This is a genomic window from Bradyrhizobium sp. I1.14.4 (genome assembly GCF_050435825.1).
GTDB lineage: Bacteria > Pseudomonadota > Alphaproteobacteria > Rhizobiales > Xanthobacteraceae > Bradyrhizobium.
The window spans coordinates 135,874-152,267 of sequence record NZ_JBNDLA010000015.1 but is presented as its reverse complement, the minus strand read 5'-3'; the positions used below and the strand labels follow the sequence as shown (position 1 = coordinate 152,267).

Annotated in this window: 15 protein-coding genes; 5 read left to right on the top strand and 10 right to left on the bottom strand. The window is 63.3% G+C overall.

The window, feature by feature from the left end; translation table 11 throughout:
* Positions 1-226: 226 nt before the first annotated feature.
* Positions 227-1,708 (bottom strand): aldehyde dehydrogenase family protein, encoded by a 1,482-nt coding sequence (locus tag ABIB78_RS26385; RefSeq protein WP_429029516.1) that lies wholly within the window; start codon positions 1,706-1,708, stop codon positions 227-229.
* Between the two features lie 117 nt (positions 1,709-1,825).
* On the opposite strand from ABIB78_RS26385, the gene ABIB78_RS26380 reads away from it, so the two are divergent.
* Positions 1,826-2,911: a substrate-binding domain-containing protein gene (locus tag ABIB78_RS26380; RefSeq protein WP_429029518.1), complete on the top strand. Its 1,086-nt coding sequence runs from the start codon at positions 1,826-1,828 to the stop codon at positions 2,909-2,911.
* A gap of 20 nt (positions 2,912-2,931) precedes the next feature.
* Here the strand turns inward: ABIB78_RS26380 and ABIB78_RS26375 are convergent, their stop codons facing one another.
* The 6 genes from ABIB78_RS26375 to ABIB78_RS26350 all read right to left on the bottom strand — a co-directional run bounded on the left by ABIB78_RS26375 (position 2,932) and on the right by ABIB78_RS26350 (position 8,929).
* Positions 2,932-3,834, bottom strand: coding sequence for an SMP-30/gluconolactonase/LRE family protein (locus ABIB78_RS26375; protein WP_429029515.1), 903 nt, complete (start codon positions 3,832-3,834; stop codon positions 2,932-2,934).
* 192 nt (positions 3,835-4,026) lie between these two features.
* Positions 4,027-4,452 carry a globin family protein gene (locus ABIB78_RS26370; RefSeq protein ID WP_429029514.1) on the bottom strand — a complete coding sequence of 142 codons (426 nt, stop codon included), beginning with the start codon at positions 4,450-4,452 and terminating at the stop codon, positions 4,027-4,029.
* Positions 4,453-4,596: 144 nt separating this feature from the next.
* Positions 4,597-5,391 carry an ABC transporter ATP-binding protein gene (locus tag ABIB78_RS26365; RefSeq protein WP_429029513.1) on the bottom strand — a complete coding sequence of 265 codons (795 nt, stop codon included), beginning with the start codon at positions 5,389-5,391 and terminating at the stop codon, positions 4,597-4,599.
* A 10-nt stretch (positions 5,392-5,401) separates the two neighbouring features.
* Positions 5,402-6,304: a nitrate ABC transporter permease gene (gene ntrB / locus ABIB78_RS26360; RefSeq protein WP_429029512.1), complete on the bottom strand. Its 903-nt coding sequence runs from the start codon at positions 6,302-6,304 to the stop codon at positions 5,402-5,404.
* 58 nt (positions 6,305-6,362) lie between these two features.
* Positions 6,363-7,673 (bottom strand): CmpA/NrtA family ABC transporter substrate-binding protein, encoded by a 1,311-nt coding sequence (locus tag ABIB78_RS26355; RefSeq protein WP_429029511.1) that lies wholly within the window; start codon positions 7,671-7,673, stop codon positions 6,363-6,365.
* Between the two features lie 341 nt (positions 7,674-8,014).
* The gene (locus tag ABIB78_RS26350; protein WP_429029510.1) at positions 8,015-8,929 is read right to left on the bottom strand and encodes a dioxygenase; all 915 of its coding nucleotides are present in this window, start codon (positions 8,927-8,929) and stop codon (positions 8,015-8,017) included.
* Positions 8,930-9,071: 142 nt separating this feature from the next.
* On the opposite strand from ABIB78_RS26350, the gene ABIB78_RS26345 reads away from it, so the two are divergent.
* Together ABIB78_RS26345 and ABIB78_RS26340 are read left to right on the top strand one after the other, a co-directional pair.
* Positions 9,072-10,346 carry a serine hydrolase domain-containing protein gene (locus tag ABIB78_RS26345; RefSeq protein ID WP_429029509.1) on the top strand — a complete coding sequence of 425 codons (1,275 nt, stop codon included), beginning with the start codon at positions 9,072-9,074 and terminating at the stop codon, positions 10,344-10,346.
* A 136-nt stretch (positions 10,347-10,482) separates the two neighbouring features.
* Positions 10,483-11,802: a dicarboxylate/amino acid:cation symporter gene (locus ABIB78_RS26340; protein WP_429029508.1), complete on the top strand. Its 1,320-nt coding sequence runs from the start codon at positions 10,483-10,485 to the stop codon at positions 11,800-11,802.
* Positions 11,803-11,853: 51 nt separating this feature from the next.
* Here ABIB78_RS26340 and ABIB78_RS26335 read toward each other — a convergent pair whose 3' ends face one another.
* On the bottom strand, positions 11,854-12,168 hold the full coding sequence (locus tag ABIB78_RS26335; RefSeq protein WP_429029507.1) for a hypothetical protein: 315 nt from the start codon (positions 12,166-12,168) through the stop codon (positions 11,854-11,856).
* A 565-nt stretch (positions 12,169-12,733) separates the two neighbouring features.
* Between ABIB78_RS26335 and ABIB78_RS26330 the strand changes: the two genes are divergently transcribed.
* Together ABIB78_RS26330 and ABIB78_RS26325 are read left to right on the top strand one after the other, a co-directional pair.
* On the top strand, positions 12,734-13,126 hold the full coding sequence (locus tag ABIB78_RS26330; RefSeq protein WP_429029506.1) for a helix-turn-helix domain-containing protein: 393 nt from the start codon (positions 12,734-12,736) through the stop codon (positions 13,124-13,126).
* A 512-nt stretch (positions 13,127-13,638) separates the two neighbouring features.
* Positions 13,639-13,962, top strand: coding sequence for a hypothetical protein (locus tag ABIB78_RS26325; protein WP_429029505.1), 324 nt, complete (start codon positions 13,639-13,641; stop codon positions 13,960-13,962).
* A 39-nt stretch (positions 13,963-14,001) separates the two neighbouring features.
* On the opposite strand, the gene ABIB78_RS26320 is transcribed toward ABIB78_RS26325, so the two are convergent.
* On the bottom strand, positions 14,002-15,084 hold the full coding sequence (locus ABIB78_RS26320; protein ID WP_429029504.1) for an isocitrate/isopropylmalate dehydrogenase family protein: 1,083 nt from the start codon (positions 15,082-15,084) through the stop codon (positions 14,002-14,004).
* A 126-nt stretch (positions 15,085-15,210) separates the two neighbouring features.
* A complete protein-coding gene (locus ABIB78_RS26315) occupies positions 15,211-16,281 on the bottom strand; it encodes an alcohol dehydrogenase (protein ID WP_429029503.1) in 1,071 nt (356 codons plus the stop codon).
* Between the last annotated feature and the right edge of the window lie 113 nt (positions 16,282-16,394).

Below are 16,394 nucleotides of genomic sequence, written 5' to 3'. Positions count from 1 at the left end.
CGGATAATCTCTCTCACGGACGGCTCCCTTGTCTGAGATTTGCAACAACCTCATTCTGGCACAACTGATGCCGTAGGGGGCCGTCCACCCCATCAGCCACAGAGGTCAGATATGAAAGCGATTGCGGCCGCAGCGTAGTGCAATAACGTAGATTTGGGGTTATGGGTCCCGGCCTTCGCCGGGACGACACCTGTTATGCGGCGCACTCTTGCGCTTCTTTACCATCTCACACGTTGAGATTGATCCACACCGCCTTCGGCTCGGTGAAATTGTCAAGTGCGGCGGTGCCGTGCTCGCGGCCGAGGCCGGAGTCGCGCTCGCCGCCCCACGGCAACCGCACATCGGTGTAGCCATAGGTGTTGATCCACACCGTGCCGGCGCGGGCCTTCCTGGCAAAGCGCTGCACCCGGCCCATATCGGCGCTCCAGACGCCGGCGGCGAGGCTGTAGGCGGTGCCGTTGGCGAGACGCAGCGCGTCGGCCTCGTCCTTGAACTTGATCACGCTGACGACAGGGCCAAAGATCTCTTCCTGCGAGATGCGCATCTCATGCGCGACATTGGCGAACACCGCGGGGCTGATGAAATAACCGCGGTCGCCGACGCGTTGCCCGCCGGTGGCGAGCTGCGCGCCCTCGTTCCTGCCGATCTCGACATAGTCGAGGATCGAACGCATCTGTTTCTCGGAGATGACCGGCCCAAGCGTGGCAGCGCGATCGGAGGGATCGCCGATGCGCAACGCCTCGGCGCGGGCGACGAGGCGTTCCACCACCTCGTCATACGCCTTCTCCTGCACCAGCACGCGCGAGCCGGCCGAGCAGACCTGCCCGGCGTTGAAGAAGATGCCGGCCGCAGCGGTCTTGGCGGCGGCCTCGAGATTGGCATCGTCGAAGATCACATTGGCGGACTTGCCGCCGAGCTCGAGCGAGACACGTTTGAAGTTGCCGGCGGCGCCCTTCATGATGCCGCGGCCGACACCGGGCGAGCCGGTGAACGTCACCTTGTCGACATCTGGATGGTTGACCAGCGCATCGCCGACGACACGGCCGGGCCCGGTCACGATGTTGAGCACGCCCTTCGGCAGGCCGGCCTCAAGCGCGAGCTCGCCGATCCGCAGCGCCGACAGCGAGGTCAGCTCGGCCGGCTTCATCACGACCGTGCAGCCGCAGGCCAGCGCCGGCGCCAGCTTCCACATGCCGATCATCAGCGGAAAATTCCACGGCACGATCGCAGCAACCACGCCGACCGGCTCGCGCACCGTGTAGGTCAACGCGTCGTCGCGCGTCGAAACCACGTCGCCGCTGATCTTGTCGGCCCATCCGGCGTAATAGGTCAGCGTGTCGATGGCGGCCGGGAAATCCTGGCGCAACACCGCCGATATCGGCTTGCCGGCATCGAGGCTCTCGAGTGTTGCGATCTCGTCGGCGTGCTGCTTCAGAAGCTCGGCCCATTTCAGCAGGATGTGGCCGCGCTCGGCGGCGCGCATGGTGCGCCAGGGGCCTTCGAAGGCGCGGCGGGCAGCGGCGACCGCGCGGTCGACATCCGCCTCGTTGCCTTCGGCGATGACAGCGATCACCTGCTCGGTGGCGGGATTGAGGGACGTGAAGGTATTTCCGGACAGCGAGCGGACGCGGGCGCCGTCGATCAGCAGCAATTCGTCCCTGGCGGTCGGGGCGCGGCGGGCGCGTTCATAATCATATGCAACGGACATCATATTTCCTCCCAGTGTCATCATGCAAGGTAGGAGGCCTTTGGCCGCAGTAAATATGATATCTTGTGCCTATTGGCATGTCAGGATATGAAGTCGATTTCATAGCTGGTGACCACGATGCTGCAGATCGAGATCGAGACCGTCTGGCGCTTTCGCAAGGAGAACTCACCGCAGACCGCGGTCGTGATGCTCGGCATCCTCAACGAGATCAGGAAGACCGGGAAGATCACCAGCGCCGCTAACGACGCGCAGCTGTCCTATCGCCATGTCTGGAACCTGATCGAGCAATGGTCCGACTTCTTCGGCGTTCCGCTGGTGGAAACCCAGCGCGGCAAGGGCTCGAAGCTGACGCCATTCGGCGAGAAGCTGGTCTGGGCCGGCGAGCGCATGCAGGCGCGCCTCGGGTTGCAGCTCGAGAACCTCGCGCAGGAACTGGTCACCGAGATCAAGCCGTTCCTCGAGCAACGGCCGTCGGTGATCCGTGTCCATGCCAGCCATGGCTTTGCGGTATCCAAGCTGCGCGAGTTCCTCGATCGCGAGGGCGGCGTCGGTGTCGATCTGCGTTACGTCAGCAACCAGAATTCGCTGGTCTCGCTGGCGCAGGGCGCCTGCGATCTCTCCGGCCTGCATCTGCCGCGCGGCGAATTGCGGGCGCAGGGCATCAAGGCCTGCCGCGAATGGCTCGATCCGCGCGAGGACCGCGTGATCAATTTCGTCACGCGCGAGATGGGCCTGATGGTCAAGCGCGGCAACCCGCTGAAGCTCACCACACTGAAGGATCTGGTCGAGCGCAAGGCCCGCTTCGTCAACCGCGACCATGATTCCGGCACACGGCTACTGTTCGATCAATTGCTGGCGCTGCACAAGATCCCGGAAAGCCGGATCAACGGCGCCCAGCACATGGAGTTCACCCACGCCGCGGTCGCCGCCTATGTCGCGAGCGGCATGGCGGATGCGAGCTTCGGCGTCGAGGCCGCCGCGCGGCAGTTCGGCCTCGATTTCATCCGCCTGCTCACGGAAGATTACTTCTTCGTCTGCAAGCGTGCGTTCCTGGAGACCGAGCCGATGCAGCGCGTGCTCGACATCATGAAGAGCAGCGAGTTTCACAAGGCCGTGGGCGCCCTTCCTGGCTATGTCGCCTCGCATACTGGCGCCGTCAGCGGCGTGAAGCAGTTTCTCGAGAAGATGCATTCCGACCGCTGATCAGACAGCCTCGGCGTCCGTTACCCATCGAGCCTGCCGATGTCGGCGACCAGCACCGAGCCTGTTACCGATTCCGTAATGTAGAGACGGTCGCGGTTGGCGCCGCCGATCGCGACATTGGTGCAGCTCGGGCCGGCGCAGGATTTGATCCGCGCGATGCACTCGCCGTTCGGCGCGAACACGAAGACGTGGCCGAGCGAGGCGTGCGCGACGAACAGCCTTCCTGCGGCGTCCATTGTCATGCCGTCGGGCCCGCTCGGGCCGAACAGCGAGCAGAAGCGCCCGACCTTGGAGACGCTGCCATCCTTCATGAATGGCGCGCGCCAGACCGCGTTGTCGCGCGTCATGGCGACGAACAAGACCGCCTCATGCGGATCGAGCACCAGGCCGTTCGGGCTGATGCCGGTGTCGATCAGGCAGTCGAGCGCTCCGCTCGCGCGCAATCGATAGACACGGCCGGTCGGATCGTGCAGCCCGGTCTGGCCCTGGTCAGTGAAATAGATGTCGCCGTTCGAGGCGATGTGCAGATCGTTGCAGCCGCGGAACGATTCCGAATTTCGCGAGCGCAGCAGCGGCGTGACCTGGCCCGACCTGGCATCGAGTTCCATCAACCCGTGCCGGTAGTCGGCGATCAGGATGCGGCCCATCGCATCGATCTTCAGCCCATTCGGCCAGCCGTCATATTCGGCGACCTGCGACCATGATTTGTCCGGCGCAATCCTGAAGATGCGGCCGAACGGAATGTCGACAATGTAGAGATTGCCATTAGAGTCGAACGACGGGCCCTCGATGAAGCAATCGGTCACCGCGCCCGGCCGGTTGGCGTCGGCCCATTCGCTCGTCACCTTGCGGCGGAATTCGGCCGGCACGGCGGAGAATATCTCCGTCGCGATCAGTTTCGGCGGCGTTTCCAGGAACATCATTGTTGGTTCACCCGTTGGCGGAACGGAGTGGACCATAGTGACTTGTCTGCGTCATTGCGAGCGCAGCGAAGCAATCCACCTATCCGCTAAGCGCGCAGATGGATTGCTTCGTCGCTTCAGCACAAAATTGTCTTGCAAATTTGTCGGAGCTCCTCGCAATGACGACGGAGAGTCAATTCCCTTACGGCCTTCCTACTCGGCCGCCTGCGCGCTGCCATAGGCTTCCGATATCATGTAGCTGGACAGCGTGCCGTAGGCCGCGGTCCATGCGGCGGCGACGTCAGGCGTCCAGGCTTCGCCGAGCCCCTTCTCCAAGGTCCACAGCAATGCGCCGCCAACCACCGGATAATGCTCGGGCTTGGCGCCATAGCCGACATGGCGCTTGGCGAGCGCGCTCGCGGCGGGAAGCACCGACGGCAGATTGCTCAATCCATTGACGACGACGGCAAGCGTCGCCATCAGCTTCTTGCGCTGCTCGGTCATATCTGTGGGAAACATCGCCTTCACGCCGGGCGCGACCTCGAACAGGCGGTCATAGAAGATGACCGCCGCCTGCTCCGAGATCGGCGCAACCTTGGCGAAGGTCTCCCGGACGAGCTTGACCTGGTCTTCCGTCATGTGTGCCTCCGTGCACGCAACTTCCTTGCCGCGCCATTGCGGCGAGGCAGAAAAGCTCTCACGTGAGCAGGGGCCTGCTCATGCGTTCATCTCCTTGGGCATGATCATTTCGGAAAACCGGCTTCCACTTTTCCGGATCATGCTCTACGCCGCCTCGACGAAGCTGTGGCGCTCATAGAGGAATTCGAGCACGCGCTGCCTGCACTTCAGGTAGCCGGTGCTGGTCGCGAGCTCGAGCCGCTTGCGCGGACGCGCCAGCGGCACGTCAAGCACCTCGCCGATCCGCGCGCTCGGGCCGTTGGTCATCATGACGATGCGGTCCGACAGCAGCACGGCCTCGTCGACGTCGTGGGTGATCATCAGGATGGTGTTGCCGAGCTTCTGGTGTAGCGCCATCACCGAATCCTGCAGATGCGCCCGGGTCAGCGCGTCGAGCGCGCCGAACGGCTCGTCGAGCAACAGCACCTTCGGCTCCATGGCAAGCGCACGCGCGATGCCGACGCGCTGCTTCATGCCGCCCGAAATCTCGCTCGGCCGCTTGTCCTTGGCGTGCGCCATTTGCACGAGGCTGAGATTGTGCATCACCCAGGCATCGCGCTCGGCCCTGCTCTTGGCTTTGGCAAACACCTTGTCGACGCCGAGCTTGACGTTCTCGTAGACGGTGAGCCACGGCAGCAGGCTGTGGTTCTGGAACACCACGGCGCGATCCGGCCCCGGCGAGTTGACCTCCCGGTTCTCCAAGAGCACGCCACCATTGGTCGCACCGGTAAGTCCAGCGACGATGTTGAGCAAAGTCGACTTGCCGCAGCCTGAATGGCCGATGATCGAGACATATTCGCCCTTCTCGATCGTCAGGTTGATGTCCTTCAAAACCTCCGTGGTGGCGTTGCCGCGAGTGAAAGTCTTGTCGATGTGGTCGAGCTTCAGATAGGCCTGCATGACTTTTCCCTCAGTTCGCAGCCGTGCCGCGGGTCACGACTTTGCCCAGGCCCGCAATCAGACGGTCGAGCACGAAGCCGATGATGCCGACATAGAACAGCGCCAGGATGATCTCGCTGATGTGCGAGGAATTCCACGCATCCCAGATGAAGAAGCCGATGCCGACACCGCCAATCAGCATTTCCGCGGCGACGATCGCGAGCCAGGACAGACCGATGCCGATGCGCAGGCCAGTGAATATGTAAGGCGCGGCCGCCGGGATCATGATCTTGGTGAAGAACTCCAGCGGATTGAGCTGCACGACGGCGGCGACGTTGCGGTAGTCCTGCGGGATGTTGCGGATCCCGACCGCGGTGTTGATGATGATCGGCCAGATCGAGGTGATGAAGATCACGAAGATCGCCGAGGGCTGGCCGTCGCGGAACGCGGCGAGCGACAGTGGCAGCCAGGCGAGCGGCGGGATGGTGCGCAGCACCTGGAACAGCGGATCGAGGCCGCGCATCGCCCAGACCGATTGTCCCACCAGCGTGCCGAGTGCGACGCCCGCGATTGCCGCCAGCGAGTAGCCGTAAGCAACGCGCTGAAGGCTGGCGGAGAGATGCCAGAACAGGCCCTTGTCGATGCCGCCATTATCGAAGAACGGATCGAGGATCAGCTCCTTGGTGTCCTTGAACACTTTGGATGGCGGCGGCAGGCTGGAGCCGGCACGCCGGCAGATCAGCTCCCACACCACGAGCAGCAACGCGACCACGATCAGCGGCGGCACGACATGCGCCGCGGTCTCCTTCGCCATCCTGGCGTATGTCTCGGCGCGCGGCGCGCGCTTCGGCGTCATGGTCACGACCGGCGCCACAGTGGCGGCCTGCGGGATCGCCACCGCTGACACTTCGGTCTTCATGGCAGGCATCGACATTGACAGACAATCTCCGTGGTCATGCGACGGGCCGCGCAAAAGCGCGGCCCTGTGGGGCTCAGACGTCGACACGCTTAATGGACAGCGACTTCAGGTAAGCGGCGGGATTGGCGGGATCGAACACCTTGCCGTCGAAGAAGGTCTCCTTGCCGCGCGAGGTCGAGGCCGGAATGTCCGACACGCCAAGCTCCTTGGCGGCCTCCTTCCAGAGATCCTCGCGGTTGACCTTGGCGATCAGCGCCTTGGTGTCGAAGCCTGCCTCATACTTGCCCCAGCGGATGTCCTCGGTGAGAAACCAGAGGTCGTGGCTCTGGTAGGGGTAGGACGCGTTGTCGTTCCAGAACCGCATCTGCTGCGGCGAGTTCTCGACCACGCGGCCGGTGCCGTAGTCGAACTTGCCCTTCATGCGGTCGGTGATGTCCTCGACCGGACAATTGATCCACTGCCGCTTGGCGCAGATCGCCGCGGTCTCCTCACGGTTCTCGGCCTTCTCGCACCACTGCTGGGCTTCCATCACCGCCATCAGCAGCGCCAACGCGGCCTTCGGGTTCTTGTCGACCCAAGCGGCGCGCAGGCCGAACGATTTCTCCGGATGCTTGTCCCAGAGCTCGCCGGTGGTGATCGCGGTGTAGCCGATGTCCTGATGGATCAGCTGCAGATTCCACGGCTCGCAGACGCAGAAGCAGTCCATCGTGCCGACCTTCATGTTGGCCACCATCTGTGCGGGCGGCACCACGATGGTCTCGATATCCTTGTCAGGATCGATGCCGCCGGCGGCGAGCCAGTACCGGATCCAGAGATCGTGCGTGCCGCCGGGGAAGGTCATCGCTGCCTTCACGGCCTTGCCGCCCGCCTTCTTCTTCTCCAGCGCCGGTTTGAACGGCGTGGTGTCGACGCCGATCTTCAGGTCGGCATATTCCTTGGCGACCGAGATGCACTGGCCGTTCAAATTGAGCCGCGCCATGATGTACATCGGCGTCGGCTGATTGTTCTGCGTCACCTTGCCGGCCGAGATCAGGTACGGCATCGGGGTCAGGATATGCGCGCCGTCGATGCCGTTGCCCTCGGAGCCGAGCACGAGATTGTCGCGCGTGGTGCCCCACGAGGCCTGCTTCTGCACCTCGACATCGGGCATGCCGTATTTGGCGAAGATGCCCTTCTCCCTGGCGACGAACAGCGGCGAGGCATCGGTGAGCGCAATGAAGCCGAGCTTGGCGCCCTTCACTTCCGGACCCGCGCCTTGCGCGAACGCGCCGGCGGGAAAGTTGAGCTTGGCTGCGGCGAGCAGCGCGGCGGCGCCGCTGGTTGTCTTCAGCAGCTGGCGACGGCTGATCGCACGGCCTGAGGGCTTGTTGGTCGGCTTGGTCATCGGTCGTCCTTTGCGTCGTTGCGTTGCGGTGATGCGGCTGTGCGTCGAGCGCCGTTCGGGTGGCGACGCGCGCAGGGCGCAAAAGGGCATGCACCGGGGAGGCCCGGTCTGGCGGCGTCAGAAATCCGATGGGGTGGCCTCGAGGGACGGCTTCAATGGCGTCGGCACCTGACCATTCAAGCCTTGTGCCAAGCTACCGCACTGCAAAAATTGATTTTATTGCAAAGTCTTGCGCAACATGTCGCAGCGCGCGTGAACTTTCAGCGCGCTTCCAAAATTTGCCTTTCGCTCAATTCTTGTGCGACGCACAAGGATTGAGCAGGCGGGTTCGACAGCAGCGATCAGGCGTCTTCGGTGGCCTTGGTGCCGAGCGGCGCGGGCGCCATTCCGCCACCTGGCTTCACGTGGAATTCGTAGGTCATCAGGCTCCACGGAGCGTCCGACCGCTGGCCATCGGGCATGACCGGATCGGTGCGCCGCTCGACCCTGGCGATCAGTTCGTCCTTCACGCCGAACACAACATCGGAATCGATGTACTTGTCGCCCTCGACGAACACATGCGTGATCAGCGGCTCATGGCCCTTGGCGTTGACCAGGAAGTGCACATGCGCCGGCCGCATCGGATGACGGTTGGTTTGCGTGATCATCTGCCCGACCGGGCCGTCGGTCGGGATCGGATAGCTGCACGGCACGATGGTGCGGAAGAAGAAGCGGCCGTCGGCATCGGTGACGAAGCGCGCCCGCGACGACGGGCCTTCGGTGGCATAGCTCGGCTTCTGCGAGTCATAGAACCCGTCATCGTCCGCGTGCCAGACATCGACCGGCACATTGGCAAGCGGCTTGCCCTTGAGGTCGGTGACGCGGCTCCGCACGAACATGCGCTCGCCGGGCAGGCTCGCCGAGATATCGGTGCCGTGCGGTGTCACCTTGTGCTCGCCGACATAGAACGGGCCGAGCACGGTGGTCTCGGTCGCGCCGTCGCGATCGCGGTGGTTGACCGCATCGACCAGCATCGACACGCCGAGCACGTCGGACAGCAGGATGAATTCCTGGCGGATGTCGGTGCACTTCTGCCCGGTCCGGGTCAGGAAACCGATCGCGTGGTCCCACTCCTCGAAGGTGAGGTCGGTCTTGCGCACATAATCGTGCAGCGACTTCACCAGTTCCTGCAGCAGGAACTTGGCCCGCGGATCGGGCGTCTGGTCGAAGCTGCGGATGACGGCGGCGGTGAGCTCGGTTTCGTTGAACTGGGTCATCTCGGCGTTTCCCTTGAGCCCCTTGGGGCGCGATTGCAGGGGCCAGCGTACACCACCGGTCCTGAGCCGGTAAGCAGCGGCCGATTGGTTAAACGGACACTTTTCGGCTATCAAGGCGGCCTCGCAGCCGGAGAAATGCCCGATGTTAGCCCCCACGCCTGCCTCGCCCGAATCCGCGGGAATGTCGACCACAGCGCTGAACCGCCTCGAAGCGCATCTGAAGAGCCGCTACATCGAGTCCGGCCGCTTTCCCGGCACCCAGCTCCTGATCTACCGCCGTGGCAAGATCGTGCATTCCACGGTCCAGGGCTTTGCCGATCTCGAACGCAAGGTGCCGGTCAAGGACGACACCATCTTCCGCATCTATTCGATGACCAAGCCGATCACGTCGGTCGCCTTCATGATGCTGGTCGAGGAAGGCAAGGTCGCGCTCGACGAGCCGGTCGCCAAATACATTCCGGAGTGGAAGAACCTCGGCGTATTCGTCGCCGGCATCATGCCTGCCTTCCTGACCCGCCCGCCGACGCGGCCGATGCTGATCATCGACCTCTTGCGCCACACTTCGGGTCTCACCTACGGCTTCCAGCAGCGCTCCAATGTCGACGCAGCCTATCGCGAGAAGAAGATCGGCGAGGTGATCAAGGCCGGCACGCTCGACAGCATGATCGAAGATTTAGCGAAGATCCCGCTGGAGTTCTCGCCGGGCGAAGCCTGGAACTACTCGGTCGCAACGGACGTGCTCGGCTATCTCGTCGGCAAGATCTCCGGCCAGCCGTTCGAGCAGTTTCTGAAGGAGCGTATCTTCAAGCCGCTCGGCATGAACGACACCGACTTCTTCGTGCCCGCCGACAAGGCGCACCGCTTTGCCGCCTGCTATTCAGCCGATCCGCAGGGCGGCTTCAACCCGCTTGCCGCCGAGCGCAAGGGCACGCTGACGCTGCAGGACGATCCGGCCACCAGCTCGTTCCGGTCGCCGCCTTCGCTGGTCTCGGGCGGCGGCGGACTGTGCTCGACCGCGGCCGACTACCTGACCTTCTGCCGCGCCCTGCTCAATGGCGGCGAGCTCGGCGGCGTCAGGCTGCTCGGCCCGAAGACGCTGAAGCTGATGGCCTCCAACCATCTGCCCGGTGGTGTCGACCTGCCGGCGATGTCGCGCTCGATGTTCGCCGAAGCCGCCTATAACGGCATCGGTTTCGGCCTCGGCTTCGCCGTCACCATGCATCCGGCGCAGACGATGATCGCGGGCAGCCCGGGCGAATTCAACTGGGGCGGCGCGGCGACAACGTCGTTCTTCATCGATCCGGCCGAGGAGCTGATCACGATCTTCATGACCCAGGTGCTGCCGTCGAGCGCCTATCCGCTGCGGCGCGAGCTGCGCACCATGGTCTACGCGGCAATCACCGAGAGCAATCTCTGACCAACGCTCTTCCGCGGCGCAGACCGGGCGCCGCGAGATTTTCCCTGAGAGGGACGGCCTCGCCTCACCCGCGACATTTTGGCACGCAAGTTGCTAAGCTGTAGTGGTTGGTGCCGGCCAGAGACAGGGGGAAGTCATGTCGACCATCGCAGCTGAAGCCACAGTGGCACGCAAGCCGCTCTACACATCACTGTTCGTGCAGGTGCTTGTCGCGCTGCTGCTCGGCATCGTCATCGGCATGGCCGCGCCCGATTTCGCGATCGGGCTGAAGATCTTCAGCGATGCCTTCCTGAAGTTGATCTCGATGATCGTGGCGCCGATCGTGTTCTGCGTCGTGGTGCACGGCATCGCGGGCGCCGGCGACCTCAAGAAGGTCGGACGGGTCGGCGTCAAGGCGCTGGTCTATTTCGAGGCGATGACGACGGTCGCGCTCGTGGTCGGCTTGATCCTGGCCTATCTGTTCGGGCCCGGGCACGGCATGAACATCGATACCTCGACGCTGGACGCCAAGGCGCTCGGCAACTATGCCAGCAACGCGCAGAAGCTGAAGGGCGAAGGCATCGGCAGCTTCCTGCTCAACATCATCCCGACCACCTCGTTCGACGCGCTGTCGCGCAACGACGTGTTGCAGGTGTTATTCTTCGCCATCATCTTCGGCGTCAGCCTGGCGCTGGTCGGCGGCGAGAAGGGCGAGAAGATCTCCTCCTTCATCGACGCGGTCTCGACCGTGTTGTTCCGCGCCATGGGCCTGATCGTGCGCTTCGCGCCGATCGGCGTGCTCGGCGCCGTCGCCTACACGGTCGGCAAATACGGCGTCGGCTCGCTGAAGCAGCTGCTGTCGCTGGTCGCCCTGTTCTACGTGTCGGTCGCGATCTTCGTGGTCGGCGTGCTTGGTGGCGTAATGGCGCTCGCCGGCATCAACATCCTCAAATTCCTTGGCTACCTGCGCGAGGAACTGATGATCGTGGTCGCCACCGCATCCTCCGACGCAGTGCTGCCGCAGGTGATGCGCAAGCTGGAGCATTTCGGCGTCAAGGATTCGGTGGTCGGTCTGGTGATCCCGACCGGCTATTCCTTCAACCTCGATGCGTTCTCGATCTACCTGACGCTGGCGGTCGTGTTCATCGCGCAGGCGACCAACACGCCGCTGTCGTTCGGCGACCTGATGCTGGTGCTCGGCGTGTCGCTGATCACGTCGAAAGGCGCTCATGGCGTTCCGGGCTCGGCGATCGTCATCCTGGCGGCGACGCTCAACGCCGTACCGAGCATCCCGGCGATCGGCCTCGTGCTGGTGCTTTCGGTCGACTGGTTCATCGGCATGGCGCGCGCAGTCGGCAATTTGATCGGCAACTGCGTCGCCACCGTCGTCGTCGCGGCATGGGAAGGTGATCTGGATCGTGACAAGGCCCGTCGCGTGCTCGAAGGCGCCGAGGCGGTTGACGTGACCGCGGGCTAAGCCACGCGGCGCGAGGCCAACTGCGTCCCGCGCGTCGCGCGGGGCGCAGGCTTACTTGATCAGCCTCAGATACGGTGGCAGTTGCCGGGTGGTCGCCGGTTCCCGCGCCGGCTCGTCCGACGCGATCATGTCACACAGCGCCTTCAGCTCGGAATCCGTCACCTTGTGGAGCTCCATCCGAAGCTCAAGGATAGCAAGGGACAACAGCTGCGCCGTCTCCGTGCTCGACCGGTCTGTCAGAAAGGCCTGACATTCTTCCAGGGTTGCAAGCAGCGCCAGCAACCGTTCTTCCGTGTTTGCGACCGGCATATCTTCCACTCCCGAAGCCGCGAGGTAGAGTCGAGGCGTTTCCCTCTTTCGCTTCATTGGCCTCTCCCGCCAGAGTTCGCCGGCTTCTCCTAGGCGCACAATAGTTCCAGATGATCCAGAACTTTTGGGCAATTGTCCAGCAACATTCCGAAAGCCTGACTTGGACTTACGTCAAACTTTTCGCATTGACGGCGATTCAGTCAAGCAACCGGAAAGCGTCTCTGCGACCTCAGGCTGCACTAGCTGGGGTTGCATCCACACAAGCACGCTCGTACAATATCGGGGCCCGTAGAACTACGGGCACTGTGCATTGCCGCCCAGTAAGTATGAGCAAAATCTGTGTCGATCAAACTCGCGCTAGTTGTGGTTTGGTCAATATTTTGCCAAATGTAGAGGGCGGGGTGTCGACAGACACCTCGGCCCGGTCGACTTCAGGTAGTCGACCGAGTCGGTACTAGGGTGCTTCCAATGCGCATTCGCGTTTGGATACCATCCCGCGATCTTCTTGGATTTCGTAGTTCAGACGAACTGACGATCCACTCGAGTTTAACGCGGTACATCATCAACGTGTCCCTGACCCATCCGGGCCAGGGATTCTCGATTTGAAGGACGGGTCACAAGAATGAACAGATCAGCAAAGAAGATGAAGCAGCGCAGTGCCGGCAAGCCGGACATTGAGTTGGGCAAGCGGATTCGCCTGCGCCGCGTCGAGCAGAAGATCTCGCAGGCCGAACTCGGCGACAAGCTCGGCGTCAGCTTCCAGCAGGTTCAGAAGTACGAGAAGGGCGTCAACCGTGTCGGCGCCGCCCGCCTTCAGCAGATCGCGACCGCGCTCGATGTGCCGGTCACCTTCTTCTACGACGGCGACAACAAGGCCCGCGAAGTCGAAAGCCTGCTGTTCCTCGACAGCGCGTTCAGCCTCCGGTTGCTGCGCGCCTACAGCAAGATCAAGGATCAGACCGTGCAGCGCCAGCTGGTGTCGCTGATGGAATCGATCGCCGCCAACGAAGACTGAGCCGCGGATCGGGTCGCGACGCCGCGAACGCGATCCACCACGTCGCAGGGATCGGCTCTGGCCGGTCGCTGCGACGGCCACGCGCCGGTCGGGCTGGAGATGTCAAAGCGCTGCCATCAGCAATGGCAGCGCTTTTTCTTTGGCTGCGGCGGTCGCTCAAGAATTTGTGATCCAGGCAAGCTCTTCAGTGCCGCTCCGAATGCGCGGTCATGAAGCGACGGCAAGCGTCGTGATCTCGCATCTCGGCTTGAGCATAGTCTTCGCGCACGTAGCTGCGCATAGCGCAGACCTTTCCGGCTCACGCTCTGACTGCGCATCTCATGCCGCGAGCGCGACGCGTCGCTATTCTGTCGCGCGGCCAATTGTCGCCCGCACATGGAGCGACCTCACAACTCCCGCATTTCCTGCGTTGAACCGCCATCCCCTAGAACCAAGTGCACGGACTCGTCTTTTTTGTCGCAGTAACGAAGTGGCCGCATGGACGTTTTCAGGCTTCAACCAAGGAGATCTCAATGAATATCAAGCTTGCCGTTATCGGACTGGCCGCGCTCGGAAGCGCAGCGTTGATGTCCGGCACGGCATCGGCGATGCCGAACGGGCTTCCGCAGGCCAGCCACATCGCAGGCGAGACGTCCAATGTCGACAAGGTGCGCCAGGTCTGCGATCGCTGGGGCCGCTGCACCTGGCAACCAGGCTACGGCTACGGACCGCGTCATCACGGATGGCATCATCGTCCGCACTTCCACCATCGCCATCATCACGGGTATCGCCATCATGGCGGACACAATGGTGGCGGACATCACGGTGGCGGACATCACGGCGGACACCGGCGCTGATCATCAGCGAGGGGGCTTCGGCCCCCTCACCCTTTTGCGCTAGAGCGCCGCCAGCACGGCCTTCGCGACATCGGCAGTGCCGTTGCTGCCGCCGAACTCGAACGGCTTGATGCCGCCGGCATAGACCTTGTCGACCGCGCGCTCGATGCTTTCGGCAGCTTCGGCGGCGCTCTCGAGACCGTGCTTGTCGGCGAGCCAATCCAGCATCATCGCAGCCGACAGGATCATCGCCGTCGGGTTGGCCTTGCCCTGCCCCATGATGTCGGGCGCCGTGCCGTGGCACGGCTGAAACACCGCGTAGCGATCGCCGATATCGGCCGACGGCGCCATGCCCATGCCGCCGATCAGACCGGCGGTGAGATCGGACAGGATGTCGCCGAACATGTTCTCGGTCACCATGACGTCGAAGTCCCAGGGACGCTTCACCAGCATCGCGGCGGTCGCGTCGATGTAGAGGTGATCAGCCCTGACGTCGGGATGACGCTTGGCGGTCTCGTCGAAAATGCTCCGGAAGAACGCGAACGCCTTGAACACGTTTGCCTTGTCGACGCAGGTCAGTCCGCCGCCGACGCGGCCGCGCGCCTTGCGGCGTTCGGCAAGCCGGAATGAGAACTCGAACAACCGCTCGGAGGTCCGGCGCGTGATCACCATGGTCTCGCGCGCCTCGCCGTCGGTGACGACGCCCTTGCCCATCGAGGCGAACAGGCCCTCGGTCGATTCCCTGATCACGACGAGGTCGATGCCTTTCTGATCGGCACCGACGATGGTGCTCGGCACGCCCGGGATCAATCGCGCGGGCCGCACGCCGGCATAGAGATCGAAGATCATGCGCAACTCGATCTGCGGCGCGATCTCGGTATTGTCGGGGTAGCGCACCGACGGCAGACCGCAGGCCCCGAGCAGGATCGCGTCGGCCTCCTCGCACAGGCGGATCGTGCTCTCCGGCATCGACTTGCCGGTTTCCTTATAATGTCCAGCGCCGGCCGGTGCTTCGGTGAAGCGGAGCTTGATGCCGGCCGAGGCCTCGATCTTGCGCAGCACGTCGAGCGCCGGCGCCATCACCTCGGGGCCGATGCCGTCGCCACCGAGAACTGCGATGTGAAGTGCGTCGTTGGCGGACATGGGGATTCCTCAAGACATCCGGGAACGGGCGACCTGTCATTGCGAGAAGCGAAGCGACGAAGCAATCCACGTCTCAGCAAGCGGAGGGATGGATTGCTTCGCTTCGCTCGCAATGACGGTTGAGATTTACGGCGTCAGCACCGCACGGCCGACGAGCTGGCCCTTTTGCAGATTGGTCAGTGCCTCGTTCGCTTTTGCCAAAGGCATCGGTGTGACCGGGATCGCCGGAATCTTCCTGGTCCGCACGAGGTCGAGCAGCTCCTGCGTTTCGCGCAGATTGCCGACATAGCTGCCCTGGATGGTGACCGCCTTGATCGGGATCAGCGGCAGCGCCCAAGTTGCGCCACCGCCGAACAGGCCGACGATCACGAGCTTGCCGCCCTTGGTCAGGCAGTCGAAGCCGAGCTGCGAGGTCTGGGCGTTGCCGACCAGGTCGATCGCGGCGCGGATCGGCTGGCCAGCCTTCTTGATGAGCTGCTCCAGCGCGTCGGGCGCCTTGCCGTCGACGGTCGCAAGCGCACCGGCAGCTTCGGCGGCCTCGCGCTTCCTGGCGTCGATGTCGACCACGATCGCGCCCTTGCCGCCCATCGCCTTCAGCAGCGAGAGCGCCATCAGACCAAGACCACCGGCGCCGAAGATCACGATCGGCGTGTCGAGATCTTTCTCGACCTTCTTCAGTGCGCTGTAGGTCGTGACGCCCGAGCAGGCATAAGGCGCGGCGGTGACGGGATCGAGTCCCTTGAGGTTGAGCAGATACTTCGGGTGCGGTACCGTCATGTGATCGGCGTAGCCGCCGTCGCAATAGACTCCGAGCGCATTCGGCTTGATCGCGCACATGTTCTCATCGCCACCGAGGCAGGTCGGGCACTTGCCGCAGCCGAGCCAGGGATAGGCCAGCGCGACATCGCCGACCTTGAGGCCACCTCTGTCCGCGTCCTTGACATCGGGCCCGAAGGCTATGATCTCGCCGACCGTCTCATGGCCCATCGTGCGCGGCAACGAAACGCCGCGATCCTTCAGCGACAGCGGCTTGCGGCCATGGCCGAGATCATAGCCGCCCTCCCAGATGTGCAGATCGCTGTGACAAACGCCGGCGGCCTTGACCTTGATCAGCACCTGCGCGCCCGACGGCTGCGGCGTCGGTTGATCGACCTCTTTCAAAGGGGCGTTGAAATCGACGACCTGAAAACTCTTCATCGCTGTTCTCCCGAAGCTTGTTGTTGCGGCGGACCTTGCCACGCCTGCCCGTCCGGGACAAACGCTCATGACCCCGTTTTCGAGCAAGCCGCCATGCAGCTCGCTTGAAGGCT

Bases quoted from the DNA above. Each gene is read 5' to 3' on its own strand.
- ABIB78_RS26330 (WP_429029506.1), top strand. From the start codon at position 12,734: ATGAACAGATCAGCAAAGAAGATGAAGCAGCGCAGTGCCGGCAAGCCG.
- ABIB78_RS26335 (WP_429029507.1), bottom strand. From the start codon at position 12,168: ATGAAGCGAAAGAGGGAAACGCCTCGACTCTACCTCGCGGCTTCGGGA.
- ABIB78_RS26375 (WP_429029515.1), bottom strand. From the start codon at position 3,834: ATGATGTTCCTGGAAACGCCGCCGAAACTGATCGCGACGGAGATATTC.
- ABIB78_RS26385 (WP_429029516.1), bottom strand. From the start codon at position 1,708: ATGTCCGTTGCATATGATTATGAACGCGCCCGCCGCGCCCCGACCGCC.
- ntrB (WP_429029512.1), bottom strand. From the start codon at position 6,304: ATGTCGATGCCTGCCATGAAGACCGAAGTGTCAGCGGTGGCGATCCCG.
- ABIB78_RS26320 (WP_429029504.1), bottom strand. From the start codon at position 15,084: ATGTCCGCCAACGACGCACTTCACATCGCAGTTCTCGGTGGCGACGGC.
- ABIB78_RS26340 (WP_429029508.1), top strand. From the start codon at position 10,483: ATGTCGACCATCGCAGCTGAAGCCACAGTGGCACGCAAGCCGCTCTAC.
- ABIB78_RS26355 (WP_429029511.1), bottom strand. From the start codon at position 7,673: ATGACCAAGCCGACCAACAAGCCCTCAGGCCGTGCGATCAGCCGTCGC.
- ABIB78_RS26315 (WP_429029503.1), bottom strand. From the start codon at position 16,281: ATGAAGAGTTTTCAGGTCGTCGATTTCAACGCCCCTTTGAAAGAGGTC.
- ABIB78_RS26345 (WP_429029509.1), top strand. From the start codon at position 9,072: ATGTTAGCCCCCACGCCTGCCTCGCCCGAATCCGCGGGAATGTCGACC.
- ABIB78_RS26370 (WP_429029514.1), bottom strand. From the start codon at position 4,452: ATGACGGAAGACCAGGTCAAGCTCGTCCGGGAGACCTTCGCCAAGGTT.
- ABIB78_RS26365 (WP_429029513.1), bottom strand. From the start codon at position 5,391: ATGCAGGCCTATCTGAAGCTCGACCACATCGACAAGACTTTCACTCGC.
- ABIB78_RS26380 (WP_429029518.1), top strand. From the start codon at position 1,826: ATGCTGCAGATCGAGATCGAGACCGTCTGGCGCTTTCGCAAGGAGAAC.
- ABIB78_RS26325 (WP_429029505.1), top strand. From the start codon at position 13,639: ATGAATATCAAGCTTGCCGTTATCGGACTGGCCGCGCTCGGAAGCGCA.
- ABIB78_RS26350 (WP_429029510.1), bottom strand. From the start codon at position 8,929: ATGACCCAGTTCAACGAAACCGAGCTCACCGCCGCCGTCATCCGCAGC.